The sequence below is a fragment of the Pseudoalteromonas sp. A3 genome, assembly GCF_025942345.1.
Classification (GTDB): domain Bacteria; phylum Pseudomonadota; class Gammaproteobacteria; order Enterobacterales; family Alteromonadaceae; genus Pseudoalteromonas; species Pseudoalteromonas atlantica.
Genome location: NZ_JAPCKL010000003.1, coordinates 70,552 through 93,637 on the forward strand (window position 1 = coordinate 70,552; position 23,086 = coordinate 93,637).

At 42.0% G+C, this 23,086-nt stretch carries 21 protein-coding genes; 6 read left to right on the forward strand and 15 right to left on the reverse strand.

The window, feature by feature from the left end; translation table 11 throughout:
* Nucleotides 1-83: 83 nt before the first annotated feature.
* On the reverse strand, nucleotides 84-2,024 hold the full coding sequence (acs, locus tag OIZ54_RS06390) for an acetate--CoA ligase (RefSeq protein WP_264390008.1): 1,941 nt from the start codon (nucleotides 2,022-2,024) through the stop codon (nucleotides 84-86).
* A gap of 420 nt (nucleotides 2,025-2,444) precedes the next feature.
* Here acs and OIZ54_RS06395 point away from each other — a divergent pair, with 420 nt between their 5' ends.
* Together OIZ54_RS06395 and OIZ54_RS06400 are read left to right on the forward strand one after the other, a co-directional pair.
* On the forward strand, nucleotides 2,445-3,614 hold the full coding sequence (locus OIZ54_RS06395; RefSeq protein WP_004586195.1) for a DcaP family trimeric outer membrane transporter: 1,170 nt from the start codon (nucleotides 2,445-2,447) through the stop codon (nucleotides 3,612-3,614).
* Nucleotides 3,615-4,019: 405 nt separating this feature from the next.
* Nucleotides 4,020-6,146: a TonB-dependent siderophore receptor gene (locus OIZ54_RS06400; protein ID WP_264390009.1), complete on the forward strand. Its 2,127-nt coding sequence runs from the start codon at nucleotides 4,020-4,022 to the stop codon at nucleotides 6,144-6,146.
* A gap of 334 nt (nucleotides 6,147-6,480) precedes the next feature.
* On the opposite strand, the gene recA is transcribed toward OIZ54_RS06400, so the two are convergent.
* The gene (recA, locus tag OIZ54_RS06405; RefSeq protein WP_096739200.1) at nucleotides 6,481-7,524 is read right to left on the reverse strand and encodes a recombinase RecA; all 1,044 of its coding nucleotides are present in this window, start codon (nucleotides 7,522-7,524) and stop codon (nucleotides 6,481-6,483) included.
* A 65-nt stretch (nucleotides 7,525-7,589) separates the two neighbouring features.
* Complete coding sequence (locus OIZ54_RS06410) at nucleotides 7,590-8,081, reverse strand: CinA family protein (RefSeq protein WP_064385255.1); 492 nt, start codon at nucleotides 8,079-8,081, stop codon at nucleotides 7,590-7,592.
* Between the two features lie 21 nt (nucleotides 8,082-8,102).
* On the opposite strand from OIZ54_RS06410, the gene mutS reads away from it, so the two are divergent.
* Nucleotides 8,103-10,688 carry a DNA mismatch repair protein MutS gene (gene mutS, locus OIZ54_RS06415; RefSeq protein ID WP_096041263.1) on the forward strand — a complete coding sequence of 862 codons (2,586 nt, stop codon included), beginning with the start codon at nucleotides 8,103-8,105 and terminating at the stop codon, nucleotides 10,686-10,688.
* 132 nt (nucleotides 10,689-10,820) lie between these two features.
* Here the strand turns inward: mutS and rpoS are convergent, their stop codons facing one another.
* The 11 genes from rpoS to OIZ54_RS06470 form a co-directional block, all read right to left on the reverse strand.
* Entirely contained in the window at nucleotides 10,821-11,795 is a 975-nt protein-coding gene (rpoS, locus tag OIZ54_RS06420) for an RNA polymerase sigma factor RpoS (RefSeq protein WP_024033114.1), read from the reverse strand.
* Between the two features lie 35 nt (nucleotides 11,796-11,830).
* Nucleotides 11,831-12,655 carry a peptidoglycan DD-metalloendopeptidase family protein gene (locus OIZ54_RS06425; RefSeq protein ID WP_096739198.1) on the reverse strand — a complete coding sequence of 275 codons (825 nt, stop codon included), beginning with the start codon at nucleotides 12,653-12,655 and terminating at the stop codon, nucleotides 11,831-11,833.
* Between the two features lie 41 nt (nucleotides 12,656-12,696).
* Entirely contained in the window at nucleotides 12,697-13,275 is a 579-nt protein-coding gene (locus tag OIZ54_RS06430) for a YqaA family protein (RefSeq protein ID WP_004586188.1), read from the reverse strand.
* 9 nt (nucleotides 13,276-13,284) lie between these two features.
* Complete coding sequence (locus OIZ54_RS06435) at nucleotides 13,285-13,923, reverse strand: protein-L-isoaspartate(D-aspartate) O-methyltransferase (RefSeq protein ID WP_004586187.1); 639 nt, start codon at nucleotides 13,921-13,923, stop codon at nucleotides 13,285-13,287.
* On the reverse strand, nucleotides 13,913-14,677 hold the full coding sequence (surE, locus tag OIZ54_RS06440) for a 5'/3'-nucleotidase SurE (RefSeq protein ID WP_096739197.1): 765 nt from the start codon (nucleotides 14,675-14,677) through the stop codon (nucleotides 13,913-13,915). The genes OIZ54_RS06435 and surE overlap by 11 nt, the downstream gene beginning before the upstream one ends.
* On the reverse strand, nucleotides 14,658-15,707 hold the full coding sequence (gene truD / locus OIZ54_RS06445) for a tRNA pseudouridine(13) synthase TruD (RefSeq protein WP_096739196.1): 1,050 nt from the start codon (nucleotides 15,705-15,707) through the stop codon (nucleotides 14,658-14,660). The genes surE and truD overlap by 20 nt, the downstream gene beginning before the upstream one ends.
* Complete coding sequence (gene ispF / locus OIZ54_RS06450; protein WP_264390010.1) at nucleotides 15,704-16,201, reverse strand: 2-C-methyl-D-erythritol 2,4-cyclodiphosphate synthase; 498 nt, start codon at nucleotides 16,199-16,201, stop codon at nucleotides 15,704-15,706. The genes truD and ispF overlap by 4 nt, the downstream gene beginning before the upstream one ends.
* The gene (ispD, locus tag OIZ54_RS06455) at nucleotides 16,198-16,899 is read right to left on the reverse strand and encodes a 2-C-methyl-D-erythritol 4-phosphate cytidylyltransferase (protein WP_248452033.1); all 702 of its coding nucleotides are present in this window, start codon (nucleotides 16,897-16,899) and stop codon (nucleotides 16,198-16,200) included. The genes ispF and ispD overlap by 4 nt, the downstream gene beginning before the upstream one ends.
* On the reverse strand, nucleotides 16,889-17,176 hold the full coding sequence (gene ftsB, locus OIZ54_RS06460; protein ID WP_004586182.1) for a cell division protein FtsB: 288 nt from the start codon (nucleotides 17,174-17,176) through the stop codon (nucleotides 16,889-16,891). The genes ispD and ftsB overlap by 11 nt, the downstream gene beginning before the upstream one ends.
* 30 nt (nucleotides 17,177-17,206) lie before the next feature.
* Entirely contained in the window at nucleotides 17,207-17,836 is a 630-nt protein-coding gene (locus OIZ54_RS06465; protein ID WP_096739193.1) for a hypothetical protein, read from the reverse strand.
* A 75-nt stretch (nucleotides 17,837-17,911) separates the two neighbouring features.
* On the reverse strand, nucleotides 17,912-18,391 hold the full coding sequence (locus OIZ54_RS06470; RefSeq protein ID WP_024033120.1) for a DUF2947 domain-containing protein: 480 nt from the start codon (nucleotides 18,389-18,391) through the stop codon (nucleotides 17,912-17,914).
* Nucleotides 18,392-18,451: 60 nt separating this feature from the next.
* Between OIZ54_RS06470 and OIZ54_RS06475 the strand changes: the two genes are divergently transcribed.
* The 3 genes from OIZ54_RS06475 to OIZ54_RS06485 are packed head-to-tail and all read left to right on the forward strand — an operon-like array spanning nucleotide 18,452 to nucleotide 20,781.
* Nucleotides 18,452-18,691 (forward strand): DUF1653 domain-containing protein, encoded by a 240-nt coding sequence (locus OIZ54_RS06475; protein ID WP_096739192.1) that lies wholly within the window; start codon nucleotides 18,452-18,454, stop codon nucleotides 18,689-18,691.
* 52 nt (nucleotides 18,692-18,743) lie between these two features.
* Complete coding sequence (locus OIZ54_RS06480; protein WP_004586178.1) at nucleotides 18,744-19,592, forward strand: AAA family ATPase; 849 nt, start codon at nucleotides 18,744-18,746, stop codon at nucleotides 19,590-19,592.
* 1 nt (nucleotide 19,593) lies between these two features.
* Nucleotides 19,594-20,781, forward strand: a complete 1,188-nt coding sequence (locus OIZ54_RS06485; RefSeq protein WP_096739191.1) for a vWA domain-containing protein — start codon at nucleotides 19,594-19,596, stop codon at nucleotides 20,779-20,781.
* A 37-nt stretch (nucleotides 20,782-20,818) separates the two neighbouring features.
* Here OIZ54_RS06485 and OIZ54_RS06490 read toward each other — a convergent pair whose 3' ends face one another.
* Nucleotides 20,819-23,014: a YfaP family protein gene (locus OIZ54_RS06490; protein ID WP_096739190.1), complete on the reverse strand. Its 2,196-nt coding sequence runs from the start codon at nucleotides 23,012-23,014 to the stop codon at nucleotides 20,819-20,821.
* Between the last annotated feature and the right edge of the window lie 72 nt (nucleotides 23,015-23,086).

Consider the following 23,086-nt stretch of genomic DNA (forward strand, 5'->3'; position numbering starts at 1 on the left):
GCTGCCAATAAGGTATAAAGTACTTACTGACAGCCGATATACTACGTTTAGAATCAACTTGTAATCAAGTTTTTAACGCGCATTTAACGATTTAATCGGTTTTCTATGAGCTCATCTACCACGGTTGGGTCTGCAAGTGTTGATGTATCCCCTAGCTGTTGATGTTCATTTGCGGCTATTTTACGTAAAATTCGACGCATAATCTTACCTGAACGCGTTTTTGGTAGGCCTGGCGACCATTGAATCATATCAGGGGAAGCTATTGGGCTTAGCTCTTTACGTACCCAATTACGGACTTGAGTTGTCAGCTCATCACTTACAGTAACGCCTTCATTTGGCGTAATGTAAACATAAATACCTTGGCCTTTAATATCATGCGGATAACCTACTACGGCGGCCTCTGCTACAGCTTCGTGAGCAACCAGCGCGCTTTCTATTTCAGCGGTGCCTAAGCGATGCCCTGATACATTAAGCACGTCATCAACACGCCCTGTGATCCAGTAATAGCCATCTTCATCACGACGACAGCCGTCACCTGTAAAGTAAACACCGGGGTAAGCACTAAAATAGGTTTGTTCAAAACGTTCGTGGTCGCCATAAACAGTACGCGCTTGTGAAGGCCAGCTATCTAATATCACTAAATTACCGTCAACGGCACCTTCTAGTGTATTACCCTCTGCATCAAATAGAGCCGGCGCAATACCAAAAAACGGATGCGTTGCTGAACCTGGCTTAGTTTGGGTGGCACCAGGCAGTGGGGTGATCATAATGCCGCCCGTTTCGGTTTGCCACCACGTATCTACGATTGGGCAATTAGCATTACCAATATTTTCGTAATACCACGTCCATGCTTCAGGGTTGATGGGTTCACCCACCGAGCCTAAAATGCGTAAACTTTGACGATTAGATGATGCGGTTGGCTCATCGCCTTTAGCCATTAACGCTCGAATAGCGGTTGGTGCAGTGTATAAAATGGTTACGCCGTGCTTATCAATCACCTCCCCCATGCGCCCTGCGGTTGGGTAGGTCGGCACGCCTTCAAATACCACTTGCGTACAGCCATTAACCAGTGGGCCATAAGCAATATAGCTGTGGCCGGTGATCCAACCTACATCGGCGCTACACCAATATACGTCGTCTTCTTGTAAATCAAATACGTATTCGTGGGTCATTGATGAGTAAACTAAGTAACCCCCTGTAGTATGCACAACCCCTTTTGGTTGGCCGGTAGAGCCCGAAGTATATAAAATAAAGAGTGGATCTTCTGCATTCATTGGCTCCGGTTCGCACTGCGCCGGTTGGTCGGCAACAAGCTCATGCCACCAAATATCGTGCTCGTTCCAATCAACTTCGCCACCGGTTAGCTGATGTACAATAACGTGTTCAATGCTTGTCACCGACTCTTGTGCTACGGCTTCATCAACATTCGCTTTTAAAGGAACACAATTACCAGCTCGGCGGCCTTCATCGGATGTGATCACCACTTTAGCGCCTGAATCTTTAATTCGATCTGCAATGGCAGAGGGAGAAAAACCACCAAATACAACCGAGTGAATAGCACCAATACGTGCACAGGCCTGCATGGCGTAAATGGCTTGCGGCGTCATCGGCATATAAATAGCAACTCGGTCACCTTTTTGTACGCCCAGTTTTTTTAAACCATTAGCAAAGCGCGCCACTTCATCATGTAATTGTTGGTAGGTAATATTTTCACTTTGGTTTGGGTTGTCTCCTTCCCAAATAAGCGCAACTTTATCGGCTTTGGTTTTTAAATGGCGGTCAATACAGTTATAAGAGGCATTTAAAACGCCATCTTCGTACCATTTTATATCGATATGGCCTTTATCAAATGAGGTGTTTTTTACTTTAGTATACGGAGTAAACCAATCTAAGCGCTGGCCATGTTCACGCCAAAACCCTTGTGCGTCATCAATCGACTGTTTGTAGAGTGTATTATATTTTTCGTTATCAACTAACGTCGTTTTTTCAATATGTGCAGGAACAGGATAGATACTTTGTGACATCTCAGTCTCCATTTTAATAACTTGCCATGATTAAAGGATTACTCAGCAGTACTTTATTAAGTATTAGACCTTAGTTGTACAACCCTTCTAATTAACATTTTGTGGTTTATAATCTCGCCGCTCATGACTTTTTTACATAGAAATACAGTATGTTAAATATAAGTAAGTGGCCATTGAATTACTCTTAAACCTTTGTCTTATAGACCAATAGGTAATTGAGTAAATTTTGCACATATTTAAAAGTGGTTTTCGGACATTAAAAAATAATGATGCAGCCATGCAAGTTAAACACTTATTTAACGAACTCATAGCGTGATGCAAGATAAATAAATTTTTATTCGTAAGTAATACCTGTAGCAAGTAATACATTTGAACGTTTAAAAAGCAACAAACAACAAGTAGCCTTTAAAGGACACCACAATGAAATTTACCCCATTAAAAACTCTTGCAGCGAGTGCTGTATTATGTGCTTTAACAAGCACAGCTTATGCGGCAACTGCAGCTAAAGTAGGTAACACCGAATTTACTTACGGCGGATACATTAAGCTAGATACAATGTGGAGTGATTACTCTGCAGGCGCTCCTGATGGCTCAAATGTAGGGCGTGATTTTTACGTACCAAGCACACTGCCAGTAGGCGATGACGATGATTCGGATGCCGTATTTGATATGCATGCACGTGAGTCACGTTTTAACTTTGGTACGTCAACGTTAATGGATAACGGTAAAACAGTTAAAACTAAAATTGAGTTAGACTTTTTAGCATCGGCCCCTGGCGGTAACGAGCGCGTATCAAACTCTTATGCACCACGTATTCGCCATGCATTTGTAACTTACGATGGCTGGTTATTTGGTCAAACATGGTCAAACTTTCAAAACGTGGGTGCACTTGCAGAAACACTTGATTTTGTAGGCCCTGCTGAAGGCACTGTTTTTGTTCGCCAAACGCAAATTAAGTACACAACCGGTGCTTGGTCGTTCTCACTAGAAAACCCAGAAAGCACAATTACCACACAAGGTGGCGCTCGTGTAGAAACAGATGATGCGTCACTTCCTGATTTTACTGCGCGCTACACACACAATGCCGATTGGGGTAACTTTGTAGTTGCAGCTCTTGCTCGCCAACTTACTTATAAAGTAGGCGATGTTGACGCTGATGAAACCTCGTTTGGTATTAGCGCTTCAGGCCGTGTAAATTTTGGCGAAGATTACCTTAAATTTATGCTTACTCAAGGTAAAGGCCTTGGTCGTTACGTGGGCTTAAATGTTGCCCATGGTGCAGTGCTTAATGGCGATGAGCTTGATGCAATAGACTCAACATCTGGTTTTGTTGCTTATCAACATAAATGGACAAGCCAGTGGCGCTCAACCTTTTTATATTCTTTCTTTAGTGCTGACAACAACACCGATCTATTAACAATATCAGGCGACCCTGTTGAATCAAGCCAAAGCTTTAGTGCAAACATTTTATACTCACCGGTTAAGCGTTTAACATTTGGTGCAGAGTTTAAACATGCCGAGCGCGAAACAGAAAGTGGTATTGACGGTGATTTAGAGCGCTTACAATTTTCTGTAAAATACAATTTTTAATTAAACATAGTGATCACAATAAAGCGGCTTAGGCCGCTTTTTTTAGCTATACAACTTGAACTCTGTTTAAAAGGTTTAATAGTACTGTGGTAGTAATGGTATTTAAGGGTGCTTTTTTGTCTGAGATTTTCAGTAAATTAAACACGGTTAGCACTTAAACAAGCTTAAATAGCAGCATTTGGAAGAGCTCAGATAAAAGTTTGTACAGAAATAGCACCCTCTTTGCGATTAAGGAGTATTACCTTAGCGCTAAACTAAGCGGCTATTTAGTTGCTAAAATCCACTAAATTCCCACAATTTCGGATAACTACTAATTATTTTGCACAAACAACAAACATGTTATTGAAAATCACTCTCATTTAGATTATGTTATGCACTTCTTTTTTGAACCTATTGGAAAAACACATGTCGTCCCAACAAATTTTGCGTTTATCTAAGCTAAGCCTTATTACTTCACTTGTTTTATCTGGTCATGCATTTGCACAAGAAACTACAACAAATACAGATGACTCATTAGAAAAAATAGCAGTATATGGCCAGCATCATAAAAACTACATCACAGAAGATGCGCAATCTGCTACAAAATTAGGCCTAACAATCAAAGAAACCCCACAAAGTATTTCTGTTGTTTCTCGCGCTTTAATGGATGATTTTTCACTAGATGATATTAACTCAGTGCTAGAGAGCACCCCCGGTGTAACTGTAGAACAAATAGAAACTGACCGTACTTATTTTAAAGCCCGTGGCTTTGAAATAACAAACTTTCAGGTTGATGGTTTAGGTATCCCTCAAAGCTCAGGCTCTATTCAGGGCACTTTAGATACGTCTATTTACGACCGTGTAGAAATTGTACGTGGTGCAAACGGCCTTATGACTGGCGCAGGTAACCCATCTGCAACCGTAAATATGGTATTAAAAAAACCAACTTACATAACTCAAGCGCATGCATCTGCATCGTATGGTTCATGGAACAACAAGCGTTTAGAAGTAGATGTTTCAACGCCAATTAACGACGACCACGCTGTGCGCGCCGTATTTACCAAGCAAAAAGCGGAGTCATACCTAGATCGTTACGAAACAGATAAAACAATTGCTTATCTTGCTTACGAAGGCAAGCTAACCGACGACACGACATTAAGCATCAACTATGTTAACCAACAAAAAGATGCCGATAGCCCACTTTGGGGCGCACTCCCTCTTTATTACACCGATGGCACAGCAACAAACTACGACGCCTCTACAAGTACGGCATCTGATTGGTCTTACTGGGATAACAGCGCAAAGCAAGTATATGTAACACTTGAGCAAAACCTATCGGCTACGTGGGTTGCAACAGCGCGTTACGCACACATAGAAAACGAGCAAGACTCGGAACTATTTTACGTATATGGCACACCAGATAGCGAAACTGGCCTTGGTTTAACCGGTTACGCAAGCCGTTACGACTACGAAGATAAGCACGATTTATTTGATTTATACGCCAGCGGTAAATTTGATTTATTTGGCCAAGAGCACGACCTGTCATTTGGTGTTAGCCAAGCAAAAATGGATTACAACGAACAGTCGCTTTACGATTACACCACGGGCAACGGCTTCCCAGCAATGCCTTCGCTTGATACATGGGATGGCGTAGTACCTGAAGCAACCCTTGCTGATGGCTTAAATGGCAGTGACATAGAAAACAAACAGCAATCAGCTTATATGTCTACTCGCATTAAATTAAGCGCTCCGCTAAGTGTGTTAGCAGGTGTACGTTACACTGATTGGGAAACATCCGGCACTGCTTATGGTGTAGAACAAACACGTAACGACAGCGAAGTTATCCCGTATGTGGGGGCTGTGTATGACTTTAATGAATCGCTTTCAGCCTACGCAAGTTACACAGAGACCTTTGTGCCACAAAAAGAGCTTGATATTAATGCTGAGCAATTGGCGCCAATTACAGGTAAAAGTAGCGAAATTGGTTTAAAAGCACAGCTTTTAGACGACCAAGTATTTGTAACCTTTGCTTACTTTGATGCAAAACAAGAAAACCTAGCTGTTGCATTACCTGATTCATTACCAAGCGATACTCGTTATTATGGTGCTGATGGTATCACCAGCGACGGTTTTGAAATTGAATTAAGTGGTAAAGTGACCGAGGATTTAAGTGCAAGCATCAGCTTTAGTAATTTAAGTATTGATGGTGATGATTTAGTTGAAGATTACACGCCAGAGAACCAGCTAAAACTGGCTGCAACTTACCAAGTACCATTTGTTGAAGGCTTAACTTTTGGTGCAAATTATCGTTGGCAAGACTCGGTTAGCCGCGTACAAGTTGAAGATGCAACCGGCGCTGCACTTGTAACCACGAACCAAGATGCTTACGGTATTCTTGATTTAATGGCTAACTACAAAATTACAGAAAACGTTGGGGTTACTTTTAACGTTAATAACACCACAGATGAAAAATACCTACACAGCTTATACTGGGCTCAAGGTTATTACGGTGCGCCACGTAACTACGCGCTATCTGTAAACTGGCAGCTATAAGTCGCTTTTTAAAGTACGGCTTTTAAATTTAAACGGCACTTTTTAGTGCCGTTTTTGCTTTAAGCCCCCTTAAGTTAAAGCGCTTATCCCCCTCCTTGCGCTATCTATTTTATGCAAAGTCCTAGCAATACCATGCTTTTATTACGCGCCTCAATTAAAAAGCGTACTTGTTAGCCAGCCTCGCTGTAAATATGGCTAAGTGCTATTTAAACTGCATCTATTAAAACCTGTAAGGTTATCGTTTTAACGTGCTTTAAACACAAAAAGGCGCTAACCATTGCTGGTTAGCGCCTTTTAAAGCTCGGGTCAAATCAAGCTTAGAGAACGTTTACACTTAAAGGTCAGGCTCAGCGCCTAATACGTCTTCGCCATCTTCTGGCTCAACCGTTGCTTTTAATAGCAACATATCACGTAACTTACCTTCAATTTCATCTGCAATTTCTACGTTTTCTTTCAAAAACTTAATAGAGTTTGATTTACCTTGGCCTACTTTATTGCCGTTGTAGCTGTACCAAGCACCTGCTTTTTCAACAATTTTGTGCTTAACACCTAAATCTATTAACTCACCTTGTTTAGAAATACCTTCACCATACATAATGATGAACTCAGCTTGTTTAAACGGTGGTGCAACTTTGTTTTTAACTACTTTAACGCGGGTTTCGTTACCGACTACCTCATCGCCTTCTTTAACAGAGCCGATACGACGAATATCAATACGCACTGATGCGTAAAACTTAAGTGCATTACCACCAGTTGTTGTTTCAGGGTTACCAAACATTACACCAATTTTCATACGAATTTGGTTAATGAAAATACATAGCGTATTTGAGCGTTTAATATTACCTGTAAGCTTACGTAGTGCTTGCGACATTAAACGTGCTTGTAAGCCCATGTGCGAGTCGCCCATGTCGCCTTCAATTTCAGCTTTTGGTGTAAGCGCTGCAACAGAATCGACAATAACAACATCTACAGCACTTGAACGTACTAACATGTCACAAATTTCTAGTGCTTGCTCACCGGTATCTGGCTGAGACACTAACAGCTCATCAATGTTAACACCTAACTTTTGTGCGTATACCGGATCAAGAGCATGCTCAGCATCAACAAAGGCACATGTTTTGCCTTCTTTTTGAGCCTGCGCGATAACTTGCAAAGTAAGCGTTGTTTTACCTGAAGACTCAGGGCCATACACTTCAACAATACGCCCCATAGGCAAACCGCCTATGCCTAAAGCAATATCAATCCCAAGTGAGCCTGTAGATACAGCATCAATATTTAGGGCTTTGTTATCGCCCAGTTTCATAATTGATCCTTTACCAAATTGACGCTCAATTTGTGATAGAGCAGCGTCCAGCGCTTTTTGTTTATTATCGTTCATTCTGTTCTCCAAATCCGGCTAATGCGAACAAGTATACTGTATGAAATCACAGTATCAAGTGAAATTTATAATTTTATCTTCTCGATAGTTTTTTTCAATGCAAATTCAATAGCTTGCATTCTAACTTGCGCTCTATCGCCGTTAAATATTTGTTTAAACGTAAATTGTTCATTGGCAATTTGTATGCAAAACCACACAAAGCCAACTGGTTTATCGGACGTAGCGCCACCTGGCCCAGCAATGCCCGAAATTGCCACGGCAACATCAGCTTTGGCAACGCTTGCGGCACCAAAAGCCATCTCTTTTACTGTTTGCTCACTCACCGCACCAAATTGCTCTAGCGTAGTATTGGCCACATTAAGCAGTTCATGCTTAGCTTCATTACTATAAGTAACAAATGCGCGGCCCAAATAACCTGAGCTACCTGGCGTATCTGTAAGCGCATAACTCACTCCGCCACCAGTACATGATTCAGCGGTAGTGATCCATAAGCGTTTATCCGTTAAAATAACGCCCAATTGCGCAGCAAGTGTTTTAATCTCTTGATGTAATTCCATATTCAGCCTTTGGGTAAATACATGTCGTTTGATCTTTATGCACCGCACACTATAAAACAACAAACCCCTATGATGCAGCAGTATCTAAAAATAAAATCAGAGCATCGCGATATTTTATTGTTTTATCGTATGGGGGATTTTTATGAACTCTTTTTTGACGACGCTAAACGCGCGGCCCAACTACTCGATATTTCGCAAACGCATCGCGGTAAAGCCGGCGGCGATCCTATCCCTATGGCGGGTGTCCCTTATCATGCAGTAGAAAACTATTTAGCTCGTTTAGTGCAAATGGGCGAATCGGTTGCTATATGTGAGCAAGTTGGCGATCCTGCAACCAGTAAAGGGCCAGTAGAGCGCAAAGTCGTACGCATCGTTACACCGGGTACTATTTCAGATGAAGCGCTATTGCAAGAACGCCAAGATAACTTACTCACTAGCGTATGGCAAAATAAAAAAGGGCTATACGGTATTGCCTACCTTGATATAAATTCAGGGCGTTTCAACGTAGTTGAAGTTAACACCGACGAAGCATTTACTTCAACCCTACAGCGCTTAGCACCCGCTGAGCTTTTATACTGTGAAAGCTTTGAAAACACACACTTAATTGAGCATATAAAAGGGGCACGGCGACGCCCTGAGTGGGAGTTTGACCTAGACACCGCGCAACACTTACTGTGCGAGCAGTTTGGCACCAAAGATTTAGTTGGTTTTGGTGTAGATAAAGCGCACGCTGCTTTGGTCGCTGCGGGTTGTTTAATGCAATACGTAAAAGATACACAACGTATTGCGCTACCCCACATTCGCGCTATTACGCTTGAGCATAACGAGCACGCAGTTATATTAGATGCGGCCACGCGCAAAAATTTAGAACTAACCGTTAATTTATCGGGCGGCTTTGAAAACACCTTAGCGCAGGTACTTGATAAAACCGCCACGGCCATGGGGTCGCGTTTACTTAAACGCCGCATTCATACACCTGTGCGTAATAAAAATGAGCTTAACTCACGTTTAAATGCCATTAGCGCTATTTTAGATGTGCAGTTATATGGCGAGTTACACGATTCATTAAAAGAAATTGGTGACATAGAACGCGTAATAGCACGACTTGCTTTATGCACCGCACGCCCGCGCGATTTGACCCGACTGCGCAGTGCCCTACAAGCACTCGCACCACTGCATGCTTTATTAAACGATGCTAATGATGAGCGTATCGCTAGCATTGTTCGCCATTCTCCAGAGCTGCCTGAACTACAAGCTTTACTTGAGCGTGCTGTTATTGATAACCCACCGGTACTAATTCGCGATGGGGGCGTTATTGCACCAGGCTACAACAGCGAACTCGATGAATGGCGAAACTTGAGTAAAGGCGCTACCGATATACTTGAGCAACTAGAGCTTAGAGAGCGCGAGCGCACCGGGATCAGCACATTAAAAATTGGCTATAACAAGGTGCATGGCTTTTTTATCGAGGTAAGTCGTGCAAATTCACACTTAGTACCTGCTGATTATATTCGCCGCCAAACGCTTAAAAATAATGAACGCTACATAATACCTGAACTAAAAGAGCACGAAGATAAAGTGCTTGGCAGCCAATCAAAAGCTCTTGCGCTTGAAAAACAATTATATGAAGAGCTATTTGAGTTTATAGCCCCGCATATTGAACAGCTTCAAATGATGGCTGGCGCATTAGCTGATTTAGATGTATTGAATAATTTAGCAGAGCGAGCACAAACGCTTAACTATGCTAAACCACAGCTATGCGATGATGACAATATAAGCATTAAACAAGGTCGTCACCCCGTGGTAGAGCAAGTAATGAAAGAACCTTTTATTGCCAACCCTGTGGAGCTAAATAGCCAGCGTAAAATGTTGATTATTACCGGTCCAAACATGGGTGGTAAATCAACCTATATGCGCCAAACAGCACTTATCGTATTGATGGCGCATATTGGCTGTTATGTCCCTGCTGATAGTGCAAAAATTGGTAATATTGACCGTATATTTACTCGCATTGGTGCAAGCGACGATTTAGCCTCTGGTCGCTCTACTTTCATGGTAGAAATGACAGAAACCGCCACAATATTAAATAATGCAACTGCGCAATCTTTGGTATTAATGGATGAAATTGGCAGAGGCACCAGTACCTACGATGGTTTGTCACTTGCTTATGCAACGGCTGATCATCTGGCACAAAAAATATCTGCTAAAACATTATTTGCTACGCACTACTTTGAATTAACGGAACTTGCTGAGCAAAAAACTGGGCTGGTGAATGTGCACTTAGATGCCATAGAGCACAACGACACCATTGCATTTATGCATACTGTGCTTGATGGTGCAGCAAGTAAAAGCTTTGGCTTACAGGTCGCAGCGCTTGCCGGCGTGCCTAAAGCCGTGATAGCCCAAGCAAAACAAAAGCTTAAACTGCTCGAAAACCACCAAAGTGTAACAGCGCCTAATGCTGAGCAGCAGGCGTTTTCATTTGCTAATGAGTTACCTGCGCCTGAGCCTTCAGAGGTTGAGGAGCAGCTCAGTGCCATTGACCCTGATAACCTATCGCCGCGTCAAGCACACGAACTTCTTTATAAATTAAAAGCACTACTTTAAATATAGGTAACTTGAGCGGTGGTTAAGAGGCTGATAACACTGTAAATAGTATTTCTTGGGGGTCGTAAGATATAAAAAAAGCTGAAGGTTTTATCCTTCAGCTTTTAAACACATAGACAGTATAAAAGGGAGTTACGAGAACTGGTCAAACAAACTTTCTGTGCTTAACCCTTCTTGTTGTAAAATATCTTTTAAACGACGTAATGCTTCTACCTGAATTTGTCTTACGCGCTCTCGGGTTAAACCAATTTCACGGCCAACATCTTCAAGTGTTGATGGCTCATAGCCAAGTAAACCAAAGCGACGCGCTAATACTTCACGTTGTTTAGGGTTTAACTCACCTAACCAATCAACAATATGTTTGTTAATATCGTTGTTTTGAACTTCGCCCTCAGGGCCTGCGCTTTTTTCATCGGCAATAATGTCTAACAGTGCGCTGTCGTTCTCACCGCCAATAGGCATATCAACTGAGGCAATTTTTTCGTTTAAGCGTAGCATTTTAGTTACGTCTTCTACGGGTCTACCTAGGCTTTCAGCAATTTCTTCAGCAGTTGGCTCATGGTCTAGCTTTTGTGTCAGCTCGCGTGCTGTACGCAAGTAAACATTTAATTCTTTAACTACATGTATTGGCAGGCGAATTGTGCGCGTTTGATTCATAATGGCGCGTTCAATTGTTTGGCGTATCCACCACGTTGCATAAGTCGAAAATCTAAAACCGCGCTCTGGGTCAAACTTTTCAACAGCGCGAATTAAACCTAGGTTACCTTCTTCAATTAAATCTAGAAGTGCTAATCCTCGGTTGTTATAACGGCGGGCAATTTTTACAACTAAACGTAGGTTACTTTCAATCATACGCTTGCGAGATGCTTCACATCCACGTAGCGATTTGCGGGCAAAAAAGACTTCTTCTTCAGCGCTAAGTAGGGGAGAAAAACCAATTTCTCCTAAATAAAGTTGGGTTGCATCAAGGTTTTTAGTTACTTCCTCTTTTGCAAATATCTCTTCTTCGTTATCAACCTCTTCAAGTAATGCTGCAGTTTCTTCTACTGCGGTGTCATCAAATTTTTCGTCGGTGGTGTTTTTGTCAAGTTTTGCTGCGTTAGCCATAAGCCTTCTCCCGAGCAATTATCAATACCTAAAAATTAGGGAAGGTATTTAGCAGGATTGACAGCTTGCCCACGGTAGCGAATTTCAAAACGAAGCGCAGTGACCGAAGATTCTGACTTGCCCATTTCTGCTATTTTTTGTCCTGCCTTAACTTTCTGCTTTTCTCTAACAAGTAGTTTCGAGTTATGTGCATAAGCACTTAGGTAATCATCATTATGTTTCAAAATGATTAAATTACCGTACCCTCGAAGCGCATTACCCGCATACACCACCGTTCCTTGTGCTGCGGCTAAAACTGAAGCCCCTGTACGGTTAGTAATCTGTAAACCCTTGTAACCGTTTTCCTTATTAGAAAAGCGTTTAGTCACTTTGCCCTTTGCAGGCCAAAACCACTTTACTTTACTGCTCGACGAAGGTTTAGCATTACTAACTATTTCATTGGCTTGTTTTTGAACATACTCTCGTTGTTTCGGCTGATCAAGATTTTTCTTTAATTTTTTGTTAGTTTTTTGTTTTATTTTAGTGGGTGTTATTTTTTGTTTAACGGGTGAATTGCTAGCAAGCGCATGGCCACTGGAGGCTACAAGCGAAATAACTTGCCCAGGATAAATAACATAAGGTGATGGAATTGAATTGTTTTTTGCAAGTATTTTAAAATCTTTGCCTGCACTAAAGGCAATGGAATATAATGTATCACCCTTTTGTACTGTGTATTTATTGCCATTAATGTTAATGCCTTTTTGAAAGTCATTAACATTAGTGTTGAGGCTGCTAACAGGAGCAGGAATATGGCGAGATGAACACCCCGGAAGCAAAACAGCAATAAATACAACTACATATAATACGTACTGACTATTCAAGGTGTTTTGCTCCGAAATTTAAAAAGTACTACTTTTGCTAATTAGCGTAATAAAAAGTAAGCAACCGCTATTAATATAACTAAACCCCAGCCAAGTACTTCAACATATTGACGTAATTTTTGCTCCATTTTAACCCCGCCCCACTTCATTAAAGCAGAAACTAAAAAGAAACGCGCACCACGGCCAACGGCAGACGCTATTAAAAATGGTAAAAATGCCATTTGTAATACCCCTGCACCAATAGTAAATACCTTATAAGGGATAGGTGAAAAGCCCGCTAAAAATACCACCCACACGCCATACTCTTTAAACCATGTAAGCGCTGTTTCAAACTTTTCTTGCCAGTGCATCTGCTCAATAAAGGGCTGTACAACAGGCTCAAATAACCAGTAACCTAAAAAGTAACCTACAATCCCCCCAAGTACTGAAGCAACTGTTGCAAAGCTTGCAAAGCGCCACGCTTTACTTGGCTGAGCAAGCGACATAGGGGCAAGCATTACATCCGGTGGTACCGGAAAAAAAACGGACTCAGCAAAGCTCATGGCTGCTAAATAGCGCTCAGCAAAGCGGTGTTTTGCCCACACTAGGGCCATATCGTATAACTTAGTAAACAATTTCAACGTGAATTCCTATTCAATATCACCAGGGACGAGAGGGACAAACCGAACTGGTGCAATAACATGCTCTGTGAAGCTATCGCCTTGGCGAATAACCATGGTTAATTTTTGTTCTTGCTCTCCAATGGGAGCAAGGAGTACACCGCCATCAGCTAGTTGTGCAAGTAAGTCTTGAGGCACTTTTGATGCGGCCGCGGTAACTATAATACCATTAAACGGGGCCTGCGATTGCCAGCCTTGCCAGCCATCTGCGTGTTTCATGGTTACATTGTATAAATCAAGTTGATGTAAACGGCGTTTAGCCTGCCATTGCAGTGCTTTTATACGCTCGACCGAATACACCTTATTAAAACACTTGGCTAACACTGCGGTTTGATAACCAGAGCCTGTGCCTATTTCTAACACTTTGTCGCGTACGCCAGCCAAATGAAGCAGCTCGGTCATACGCGCCACAATATAAGGCTGCGAAATAGTTTGCCCTTGCCCTATTGGCAACGCCGTGTTTTCGTACGCCTTGTGTTTTAGTACATCATCAATAAAGGCATGACGTGGTATATCTGCAATGGCTTTTAATACCTGTTTGTCTTCTACCCCTTCTTGCTCTAATAGCTTAGAAAGCGCAATAGCACTGCGCGAGTAATTAGCCAGCACGGTTTATCTCCATTTCAGCTAACCACTCCCCAACCGCTTCAATACTTTCTTTTGCTGTCATATCAACGCTTAACGGTGTAACTGAAGCATAGCCATTATTAACAGCGTAAAAATCAGTGCCCTCTCCGGCATCGCTTTCAATACCAAGCGAGCCATACCAAAAAATATCACGCCCCCATGGGTCCGTTTGTTTGGTCATGGTTTCGGCTTTATGTCGAGCACCTAAACGCGTAACTTGCACCCCTTTTAGCTCAGTTAGAGGAATATCGGGTACATTTACGTTGATAATTTGATCTTTAGGTAGTGGGTGCGATGCCAGCCCTTTAATTATGTTAACGGTCACAGCTGCTGCGGTTTCAAAGTGCTCACCATGGTGCGAGCAAAGCGACACGGCAATAGCAGGCAAGCCTAAATGGCGCCCTTCGGTCGCCGCAGCCACAGTGCCTGAATACAATGTATCATCGCCCAAATTAGCGCCGTGGTTAATACCTGCTACGACTAAATCAGGCGTTTCATCTACTAACTGATTAACCCCTAAATGAACACAATCAGTAGGCGTGCCATTAACCGATATAAAGCCGTTTTCAAGCGTGGTAGAGCGCAGTGGGTTTATTAACGTTAACGAGTTACTGGCACCACTACAGTTACGATCAGGGGCTACAAGGGTTACATCGGCAATTTGCGTAAGAGCCTGGTATAAAACAGCAATCCCTTTAGCGCTTACACCGTCGTCGTTACTTAGCAGTATCTTCATTTTGACTGTCCTTTTCTTTTCGCTCATTAGGGCTTGCATCGGTGTAATCCACCAGCTCACGTAAAAGTGCGGTAGCAAAACACCCTTTAGGCAATCCAAAGCTTAATTTTAAAGTCGTTTCGTCTAGTGTTTCTATGGTTAAATCTTGCGGAATGAGGCGCAGCATACGGCGCTCATTTTTAAGGCCTAATTCGCCTAAGCCCTCACACCATGCTTGGTATGGTTTTAGCCATAATTTTTCTTGATCAGTTAAGCCCTTTTCGCTTTTACCAACCATAGGAGCCGACATCATAATATCGCCAGAGGCTAAACGCGCTATGTTTTCATCGCTTATTGCATCTTCAAAAAATGCGTTACTACCGCTTAGCATAAATACTTCACGGTGCATGGTTTTAGCTAACCCATGCTCTTTAACACGTAAGCTCACTATTTGATTAAATACATGTGAACGGGCAGCGGAGATAATAATACCGCGTAGTTTTTTATCGCGAATGCGCTCGCCGGCAAACATTTTTTCGGCCATAACTAAATTATGCCCGTCGCGGCCAAAGCGCTGCTCGCCAAAGTAGTTAGGCACACCCGCACGTACGGCATTAATGCGGCATAAAATATCAAGCGGCTGGGTTACATTACGAAGCGTAATAGTGAATCGGTTTCCTTTGTGGCAACCGGTGCGTAATTTACGTTCGTGGCGCTGTTGCGAAACTACAAAAATGCCGTCGCTATTGAGTTCACTAAAATCAATGTGCTTTTTAATGGGTACTTTTACGCTAAACCATTGGCTACACACGCCGTGGCGGTCTTTCATGCCGGCATAGCTTACTTCGCGCGGTGACACTCCAGCCTTTTGTGCAATTAACTTGGCCACGTACTGCGTGTTTTCACCTTTTTTAACGACCTGTAAGCATACATGCTCACCACTGCCGGTAAATTCTATGCCGAGGTCTTCATCAACCATAAAATCTTCAGCAACGGTTTTAAAGTCTGCTTTTGAAAGCGGTGCACCGTATAGGTAATTTAAATCGCTCATGCGCTTGCTGTACTCTCAGGCGCTTTGCTCATAATAACCACCGCATGGCTAGAAATACCTTCTTTACGCCCTTCAAAGCCGAGCTTTTCGGTGGTGGTCGCTTTAACATTGATTTGTGAAAGCTCGCAATTTAAATCGCTGGCTAAATTAGTGCGCATAGCTTGGATGTGTGGCAACATTTTAGGAGCCTGCGCCACAATAGTGACATCGCCATTGCCCACTACATAACCTTGCTCTTTGGCAAGGTCTACAACATGGCGAAGTAAAATACGGCTATCTATATTTTCATACTCGCTCGCCGTATCCGGAAAATGCTTACCAATATCGCCCATTGCCAAAGCGCCTAAAATAGCATCGCATAATGCATGAATAGCAACATCGCCATCTGAGTGTGCTAAAAAGCCCTGCGGGTAATCTATTTTTTCGCCGCAAATTGTTATTGGGCCTTCGCCACCAAATTTGTGTACGTCAAAACCATGGCCAATTCGAATCATAATGCTTGCTCGTTTTGTTGTTTGTTTAATAAAAACCCCGCTAGGTCTAAATCCTCCGGCGTGGTTATTTTAATATTGTCGCTGCGCCCTGTAATTAGCTTAACGGGTTTATTTGCCCACTCAATGGCACTGGCTTCATCGGTAATAGTTACGCCCTCACAAAGCGCACGTTGCAACGCATTTTTAAGCTCGTCATATTTAAAAAACTGCGGTGTAAGCGCTTGCCATAAATCATCACGAGGCACGGTTTGCTCGCTATGCGTGTTACCGCGCTTTATGGTGTCTTTTACTTTGCTTGCTAAAATACCGCCTTCGTCGTCGGCTATACAATGCGCTATTAAGGTTTCAATATCGTTAATAGTAACTAAGGGGCGGGCTGCGTCGTGCACCAGCACCCATTCAGGAGGGTTATTTTCTAAAAATAATAGGCTATTAAGCACTGAGTCTGCTCGCTCTTGCCCGCCGCTGGCGCGTAAAATTCGCGAGTCTATGTGCGCAAGCGAGTCAAAATAAGGGTCGGTTTGACTAACGGCTACAACTATTTGGCTTAAGCTTTGTAATTGCGAAAGCTTACAGAGCGTGTGCTCTAAAATAGTTTTTCCTGCCAATTTAATATACTGCTTAGGTGCACTGTGCTGCATTCTGCTGCCTACACCGGCAGCGGGTACAATGGCAGCTATTGAATTATTATTTTTCATGTTGTTTGCCCGGTAAAACACGTATAAATGTTTCATCAGGTTTAATCATTCCTAATTCGTTACGAGCGCGCTCTTCTATGCCTTCTTGACCAAGCTTTAAATCTTCTATGTCGGCGGTAAGTACTTTATTGCGCTTAATTAATTTTTCATTAGTTTGTTGATGAGAAGCCACGGCTGCTTTTAAACGCGTATAGTCTTGCACCCCGTTATGACCAAACCAAAGTCGGTATTGTATAAACAGTGCTAAGCACAACAGGCCAAGCTGAAAAAACCGCATTTAACACTCCCTATTCGTTTTTAAATAAAATTAGGCTCGTGGGCGTTTTATATTACGCCAATTAATATTACCCGCTAATAGCATTTCTCTAAGTGAAAGCAATCTAGGTGCGCAGCGTTTTGAAAATTGCCACTGATGCCCGCAACACGCCGCTGTTAAACTCATTTTACTGGGTTTTACCAACTGCGTATTTGCTTGCTCTAGGCCCTTGCCAAAAAAATCAAACCAGCCTAGTTCATTACAGTGCAGTTTATTGTCGCTTACTTGATCTATGCTGTCTATTCTTAGCCTCACTTGGTCATGGCTATTTATTAACACCGGCACTATTAGCCCCACTTGGGCATATTTTTTATAAAAAAGTTCATTTGCCTGAGCGTTAACCTCTGGCGGTGTTGGCTTTTGTTTTTCAAGCCAAGAGCCATTTTGTGAGTCGAGCGTAAACGGCGAACTCCCATTGGCAACCAAAGTGGCCGCCCGTTCTATATAATACGGTAAGCTTTTTAATTGGCGGCGTAGTTTATCGGCATTAGGCTCAGCAACTAAGCGCTGTACCTCTCGCTGATAAAACGCATTGCACAATTGTGCATACAGCACTTTTTGCGCATCACTTTGCCATATTTCTTGCTGCTGAGCTGCAAGTGGCTGACTCTTCGCTACCAATAGTTATACTCAAAAAACAATTAGGTAGCTGTTTTATAGCACAATAGCGGCTATTTTTTAAGCGTACTAGGCAATTTAAGCGCTTGGCTTTTCACCTAATTTAGCAATGCCGCTTTCTAAAAATTGCACCACGGTATTACGCTTTTTACCAATTAATAAACTGCCATCAGCTAAAAACATAAAGTTTTGCCAATTACGTTTAAATACATCAAAGGTGGTTTCTATAACGTTATCGCGTGCCATACAAAAATAAACAGTGGTATTAGCCTGCCAATCTAAATGATCCAAAATAGCTTGCGGTAAGCTTTCGTCGCCATTTTCCCACGCATCTTCCCAATTTACTTCATCGCTAAAGCTTTCTTCTTTACCGCACCAATCGGTTTTATCAAAAAAATCGGGGTGGTCGAACTCGCGGCTCACCATAGTGCTCCAAAGCACCGCAGCACGTTCGCTGGTCATTGGCTTAATACGCGCAGCGTCTTCTTCAGATACAGGGAGGTCTTTATGACGAAAAACCCAGGCTTTTTTGTGATCATCGAGCGAAATATAATTCATAGTGTTGGTGTATTCTTTGGCATAATAAAAAGCAAACGCAATTATACAAGAGATCAAAACATGACTACAGCAATAAAACCGCTTTCCCTCAAACCAGGCATATATCAACACTACAAAGGCCCACAATACAAAGTATTTTACGTAGCAACACACAGTGAAACCGACGAGCAACTAGTTATATACCAAGCCCTGTATGGCGACTACGGCATGTGGGCACGCCCACTAAGTATGTTTTTAGAAACCGTTGAAAAAGATGGACGCACTATTCCACGCTTTGCCTACCTTGGAGCTGCAGATTAACTATGGCATTATAATCACATACAACACTGATCAGACCAGGCAAGGGGAACCCGTGCAATTTAATTCTACCGACAACTACATCGCTAGCAGCTCGCTTAAACAGGCTGTAAATGCCGCTATTATGCTTGAAAAACCCTTATTAATTAAAGGTGAGCCAGGTACAGGTAAAACCATGCTTGCGGAAGAGCTTGCTAAAAGCTTAGATACCGAGCTTATTCAGTGGCACATTAAATCAACCACCAAAGCACAACAGGGCTTGTACGAATACGACGCGGTATCGCGCCTACGCGACAGCCAATTAGGCGATGAGCGCGTACATAACATTGGCAACTACATTGTTAAAGGTAAACTGTGGCAAGCGTTTAACTACGCTGAACTTAACGGCAAACGGCCAGTGCTTTTAATCGACGAAATAGACAAAGCCGACATCGAGTTCCCGAACGACTTACTACTAGAGCTTGATAAAATGGAGTTTCATGTTTACGAAACTAACGAGCGCATTGTAGCGAAAGAACGCCCTATTGTGATCATCACGTCAAACAACGAAAAAGAACTACCAGATGCCTTTTTACGCCGCTGCTTTTTTCACTATATTGATTTTCCAAGCAGCGAAGAAATGCAGCAAATCGTTGATGTGCACTACCCTAACGTTAAACAAGATTTAGTTCGCCAAGCACTCGAAGTATTTTTTAACTTACGTGAAGCCAACGGTCTTAAAAAGAAACCTTCCACCAGCGAATTACTGGATTGGTTAAAGCTTTTAATGGCCGAAGATATAGACGCTAAAACGCTGCACGATAAAGCCCAAAAAGGCGGCTTAATGCCGATGTTTGGCGCACTGCTTAAAAACGAGCAAGACATAAGCCTCATCGAAAAACTTGCGTTTATGAGTCGTCGCTAACATGTTAGTACAGTTTTTTTTCACGCTGCGCAAATACCGCTTACCGGTAAGCCTGCGCGAGCTACTCGATTTAATAAACGCCTTAAAAAAAGGCGTTATATTTGCCGATGTAGATGGCTTTTACCATTTAGCGCGCACCATAATGGTAAAAGACGAAACCCATTTTGACAGGTTCGACAAAGCGTTCAGCGACTACTTTAGCGGTATTGCCGACCTTGATTTGCTTGAAAGTTTAAAGCAACAGCACAACTTACCTAAAGACTGGTTGCGCAAAGAGTTTGAAAAACACCTAAGCGATGAAGAAAAAGCCCAGCTAAAAGCCATGGGTGGGCTCGACGAGCTAATGAAAACCCTAAAAGAGCGTTTACAAGAACAGCAAAAACGCCACGCAGGCGGCAATAAATGGGTAGGCACCGGCGGTACATCACCTTTTGGTGCATACGGCTATAACCCAGAAGGCGTGCGTATAGGGCAAGAGGGTAACCGTAATCGCCAAGCGGTAAAAGTGTGGGATAAACGCGAATACCGCAATTTAGACTCTGATCGCGAAATAGGCTCACGTACTATTAAACTCGCCCTTAAAAAATTACGTAAATTTGCCCGCACTGGCGCAAGTGACACCCTTGATTTAAACGAGACCATTCGCGCTACTGCCAAACAAGGCGGCATGCTGGATGTAAAAATGGCGCCCGAGCGCCACAATGCCGTTAAAGTATTAATGCTGTTTGATATTGGCGGCTCAATGGATGACTACATTCATACTTGCGAAGAGCTATTTAGCGCAGCCTACAGCGAGTTTAAACATTTAGAGTTTTACTACTTTCATAACTGTTTGTACGAACACGTGTGGCAAGATAACGCACGCCGCCATTCAAACATCATCGATACCATGACGCTGATTAATAAATTTACCAGCGACTACAAAGTAATTTTTGTGGGCGATGCTACTATGGGCCCATACGAAATAGCGTACCCCGGTGGCTCAGTAGAGCACTACAATGAAGAGCCCGGCAGTGCATGGTTGCAACGTATAACAAACCACTTTGATAAAGTCGCCTGGCTCAACCCACAACCGGTTGAACACTGGCCGTACTATCAATCAATTGATTTTATAAAGCAGCTGATGGATAACAGAATGTACCCGCTGAGTTTAGATGGAATAAGTAACGCGATAAAAGAGCTGAGTTAAAAAAATAAGCCTCCAAATATGGAGGCTTATTTGTAGATTAATAGGAGTAATATTTTCCTTTAACCAAGTCTTTATATATTAGCTCATAAGATTGAGCTTTTGATGACAAATTAACTCTAGGAATACTATAACTTGAAGGATTAACGTTACTTGAAAAACGATAATCCGGCTCAAATGTATTCACTTCATTAATGTCTACATTTCCAGACTCGCTCACGACTAAATCAAATACGTACCACATATCATCAACTCCATCACTTGGTGGAGTAAATATATAACGCCTATCGTTAACGATGAGCTCAACTTTAGCTGTATCAGTATCTATATCAGGAGTTTGAGAATAATTATGTACTTTATAAGTATAAGTGCCAGGTAAAGCAAATTCTGGAATTGAAATGACCTCAGGACCATAGCTTGTCACATCGTCGACATCCAAAAACATAACGACATCGTTTACAACAATTTCTCTATTTATATAATAAATGTGAAACTGCCCACCATCACTATTTGATGGGCCCCATAAATGAGAGTCCAAATCTGAAGGAGTTAAACCCCAATTTAACTTTATTCTTGTAAGCGCTTCATTTAAAACGATGCACTCGCCTAAGTTTAAATCTACATCTGTTGTTTCTATAGAAGAAGTTCGACTTTGAGCACCAACTGTAGATGAAATTAAAACAGTACTATTCATTTTAGTAGGTATCGAAAACATACCATTTTCGTCTGTTACTGCCGAAGACGAGCCTATATAGTCACGCCCCTCTGAGTTTACCTGCGCTCCTGCAATACGGTTTTGCTCTTCATCTTCAATACAGCCATTTATAAATACTGTATCGTAGATTCTATCTGCATTCCACGTTGTAAAATGAGACACCATACCCGTATAGAAGTTACCTTGAGAGTTTGATATTAATTCAGCTTCACCTTCTTCAGCCCAAAACCCAGTATTCTCATTAAAGTAATATAATGGGATTGTCGGCTCAAGTTGCCCTACAGCTGGGATATTAATTTTAGCTTGTGCATTTTCTATTAAATTAAGATCCAATCCATCAGTATCTTTAAACGTAACTGTAATTGCACCAAATGATTCTATTGGTTTGATCTCTCCGTTTTCACTTTTAGTAATCATATCGCCTGGCATAAGATTAATATCTATCGCTGGATTTATGATAGTTAACTCGGCATTCACAATCCCTGTGACCAATGTACCATCTGGTCTTACCAAACTATTAGCTGGTAATTCAACTAAAACAGTATCCTCTACCGAAAGCTGCGTCTCTACTGTTGGGTCAAATGACAGTTCTGCATGAACAGGTTGCAGTAATATATTGTTGGCTAAGTTTATTTGGTTTTCGTTTAAACCAATACCCATCTCAGCAAAGCCTTCAGCATCACTGATAACAGACATACGGGATGTCATATCTATATCTTGTACAGAAAATGAAACGATACCATCTTGATTAGATACTGCCTCGTCAACGATTTCATCTCCATTTGTTAAATAAGCTGTCGCATTTTCAATCACATCTTCAGTGTAATAGTTTTTAATCACCGCTGAAATATTTAAAAAGTATTGCTCGTCAAGTGTAAACGATGTTGTCGAAGGGACAGAACCATCTTCTCCACCATCGCTTACACTAACTGTCACTACGTAGGAAGACGTTTCAGAAGCGCTAGCTGCATATGTCAATAAGCCTGTTTGATCAATATTCATACCTTCAGGCGCTGAGGTTAGAGTAAAGTTTAGATCACCGTACTCAGCATTATCATCAGGGTCGGTTACATTAATTTGAAAAGTAAAATTATCTCCGCTTTTAACCACCTGATTTGCTACTTCAGTTAGTACCGGTGAATCATTTACAGGGGTAACTTCAATCTCAAAAGACTGCAATACGCTATCATTTACACCATCATTTACTGCTGCAACTACATTTCCTGAGCTTACTACTCCTTCAGTGGGTACCCACTGAATAGAACCATCACTAGAAATAGTCATACCCTCAGGGGCAGAATTCAATGAATAAGTTAAATTACTGTCATCATCTTGTACTACTAAGTCATAGGTATATTGTGTATCTTCTGTTGCCGTAATAACAGCCTGAGAGGTGATAACTGGTACGCTATTTACACCTACAACCGCCGTTTCACTGTCAGAATCTGATGAGCCACATGCAGTTAATACACTTATAAGAGGTAGAACAAGGAGAGGTTTAAGTTTAAATTGATTTTCCATTATATTTCCCTATATTTATCAACGGTTAGAATAATAAGTATAAAGCACTAAAAACACAACAAAAATATAACA

Coding starts and splice junctions, on each gene's coding strand:
- OIZ54_RS06475 (WP_096739192.1), top strand. CDS start 18,452: ATGACTACAGCAATAAAACCGCTTTCCCTCAAACCAGGCATATATCAA.
- OIZ54_RS06485 (WP_096739191.1), top strand. CDS start 19,594: ATGTTAGTACAGTTTTTTTTCACGCTGCGCAAATACCGCTTACCGGTA.
- OIZ54_RS06490 (WP_096739190.1), bottom strand. CDS start 23,014: ATGGAAAATCAATTTAAACTTAAACCTCTCCTTGTTCTACCTCTTATA.
- rpoS (WP_024033114.1), bottom strand. CDS start 11,795: ATGGCTAACGCAGCAAAACTTGACAAAAACACCACCGACGAAAAATTT.
- ftsB (WP_004586182.1), bottom strand. CDS start 17,176: ATGCGGTTTTTTCAGCTTGGCCTGTTGTGCTTAGCACTGTTTATACAA.
- ispF (WP_264390010.1), bottom strand. CDS start 16,201: ATGATTCGAATTGGCCATGGTTTTGACGTACACAAATTTGGTGGCGAA.
- acs (WP_264390008.1), bottom strand. CDS start 2,024: ATGTCACAAAGTATCTATCCTGTTCCTGCACATATTGAAAAAACGACG.
- OIZ54_RS06410 (WP_064385255.1), bottom strand. CDS start 8,081: ATGGAATTACATCAAGAGATTAAAACACTTGCTGCGCAATTGGGCGTT.
- surE (WP_096739197.1), bottom strand. CDS start 14,677: ATGAAGATACTGCTAAGTAACGACGACGGTGTAAGCGCTAAAGGGATT.
- mutS (WP_096041263.1), top strand. CDS start 8,103: ATGTCGTTTGATCTTTATGCACCGCACACTATAAAACAACAAACCCCT.
- recA (WP_096739200.1), bottom strand. CDS start 7,524: ATGAACGATAATAAACAAAAAGCGCTGGACGCTGCTCTATCACAAATT.
- truD (WP_096739196.1), bottom strand. CDS start 15,707: ATGAGCGATTTAAATTACCTATACGGTGCACCGCTTTCAAAAGCAGAC.
- OIZ54_RS06395 (WP_004586195.1), top strand. CDS start 2,445: ATGAAATTTACCCCATTAAAAACTCTTGCAGCGAGTGCTGTATTATGT.
- OIZ54_RS06470 (WP_024033120.1), bottom strand. CDS start 18,391: ATGAATTATATTTCGCTCGATGATCACAAAAAAGCCTGGGTTTTTCGT.
- ispD (WP_248452033.1), bottom strand. CDS start 16,899: ATGAAAAATAATAATTCAATAGCTGCCATTGTACCCGCTGCCGGTGTA.
- OIZ54_RS06400 (WP_264390009.1), top strand. CDS start 4,020: ATGTCGTCCCAACAAATTTTGCGTTTATCTAAGCTAAGCCTTATTACT.